Genomic DNA, 1,808 nt, shown 5'->3' with positions numbered 1-1,808 from the left:
CACGACTGGAGTGCGGGGTGGGTGGAGGCGACCCTGGACGAGGTCGTGGAGGAGCTCGTGCGGCAACTGCTGGGGATCCTGCAGCCGCCCGGGTGGGAGACCGCCCGGGGGTGAGAACGGGGTGTGCGGCCCCTCCAGACGCGCCGGCGTCAGCTTCCCAGCCGGTTCACCGCCGCCACCACGGGGGCAGCGCCGTCCTCCGCCCGGATGTCTGCGCCCACCGTCCGTGCCCGCTCCTGACATCCGGCGTCCCGCGTCGCCCGGATGAGTGCCGCCCCCAGCGCGTCGGCGGTCAGGCGCCGCAACGGCAGGGCACGCGGGGCCACGCCCAGCGCGACCAGCCTTGCCGCCCAGAAGCTCTCGTCGAACTGGATCGGTACGGGTACCGCCGGTACCCCGGCGCGCAGGCCGGCCGCCGTGGTGCCCGCACCGGCGTGGTGGACCACCGCCGCCATCCGCGGGAAGAGCGCGGCGTGCGGGACCTCGTCGATGGTCAGCATGTCGTCGCCGGTCGCGGTCAGGCCCGCCCAGCCGCGCTGGATCACACCGCGCAGCCCGGCCCGGCGCAGGGCACGCACGATCTCGGTGCTGACCCGGACGGGGTCGGGCACGGTCGCGCTGCCCAGGCCCACGAAGACCGGGGGCGGGCCGGCCTCGATGAAGTCCCGCAGATCGTCGGGGAGCGGTGCGTCGCCGTCGTACGGCCACCAGTAGCCCGCCACGTCGAGACCGGACCGCCAGTCGCGAGGCCGGGCGACCACACGCTTGCTGAATCCGTGCAGCACCGGCCAGCCCTGCCGTTCGCGGGCGCGCAGTGCCGCGGCCGTGCCCGTCGGAGGCAGACCCAGCCGGGCCCGGACCGGTGGGAGGGCCGCGGCGAAGACCTGTTCCACCGCCAGGTTCAGGCCCACCCCGGTGATCCGGTTGCCGAGGGCGCCCCAGGAGCCGATGCCCAGCATGGGCGGTGCGAACTCCCGGGTGGCCGCGAGGGGTTGGAGATTGAGACCCAGGCTGGGCAGTCTCAGGCCCTCGGCGATGGCATGGCCCAGCGGGGCCACCGATCCGGAGAGGAGAAGCGCGTCGTTCACCCGGGCGGCGGCCATCAGGTCGTCGGCCATCTCCACAGCCAGCGCCCGCGCCATCGCGACCACGCGCGCCAGCTTGCCCACACCGGTCGTGCTGCGGTGCAGGGCCCGCCCCCGCGAGGACTCCAGCTCCGCCCGGGGGTCGACCGGCAGCGCGTGGAAGCCGAGGCCGGCCCGTGCCGCCAGCGGTGCGAAGCGGCCGTGGGTCACCAGGGTGACCTCGTGTCCGGCCCGCGCCAGGCGGTGCCCCAGACCGGTGAACGGGGCCACATCGCCCCGGGAACCCGCTGTCATGATCGCCACCCGCACGACGGACAGTATGGCGCCGGGGGCCGTAGTCGCGCGCGAACGACCCGTGCACACCGGCCAGTTCACCCCTGTCACAGCCGTTGACTTCACCCTCTCGGGACTCTAGCTTCGGCGCGGGAACAGCGACGGCACCATCACCAACGTCAATGCCGGTTTCTGCCTGGACGCCTACGGTGCCGGCACGGCCAACGGGACCCAGACGGTCCTGTGGTCGTGCGGCGGCCAGGCCAACCAGAAGTGGACGCTGAACTGATCCAGCTCTACCGGGCGGCGGCCACCGCCGCGTCGACGGTCTGCTCCAGCAGCGTGGCGATGGTCATCGGACCGACCCCGCCCGGCACCGGCGTGATCAGCGAGGCCCGCTCCACCGCGGAGTCGAAGTCGACGTCACCGACGTTCCCGGCGTTGTAACCG

At 73.9% G+C, this 1,808-nt stretch carries 1 protein-coding gene and 3 pseudogenes; 2 read left to right on the top strand and 2 right to left on the bottom strand.

Annotated features, from left to right (window positions below; translation table 11 throughout):
• Nucleotides 1-114 (top strand): annotated as a pseudogene (locus tag JF597_RS54495) (TetR/AcrR family transcriptional regulator); the annotation flags it as partial.
• Between the two features lie 35 nt (nucleotides 115-149).
• Here the strand turns inward: JF597_RS54495 and JF597_RS54490 are convergent.
• Entirely contained in the window at nucleotides 150-1,379 is a 1,230-nt protein-coding gene (locus JF597_RS54490) for a glycosyltransferase (protein ID WP_294014558.1), read from the bottom strand.
• Nucleotides 1,380-1,512: 133 nt separating this feature from the next.
• Between JF597_RS54490 and JF597_RS54485 the strand changes: the two are divergent.
• Nucleotides 1,513-1,647 (top strand): annotated as a pseudogene (locus JF597_RS54485) (RICIN domain-containing protein); the annotation flags it as partial.
• A 7-nt stretch (nucleotides 1,648-1,654) separates the two neighbouring features.
• On the opposite strand, the pseudogene JF597_RS54480 reads toward JF597_RS54485, so the two are convergent.
• Nucleotides 1,655-1,808 (bottom strand): annotated as a pseudogene (locus JF597_RS54480) (bifunctional 5,10-methylene-tetrahydrofolate dehydrogenase/5,10-methylene-tetrahydrofolate cyclohydrolase); the annotation flags it as partial.

It is taken from the genome of Streptomyces sp., from assembly GCF_019510245.1.
Lineage (GTDB): Bacteria > Actinomycetota > Actinomycetes > Streptomycetales > Streptomycetaceae > Streptomyces.
This window is presented reverse-complemented; position numbering and strand designations above follow the sequence as displayed.

What these genes read in the sequence shown, in the direction of transcription:
- JF597_RS54490 (WP_294014558.1), bottom strand. Translation starts at nt 1,379, where the DNA reads ATGACAGCGGGTTCCCGGGGCGATGTGGCCCCGTTCACCGGTCTGGGG.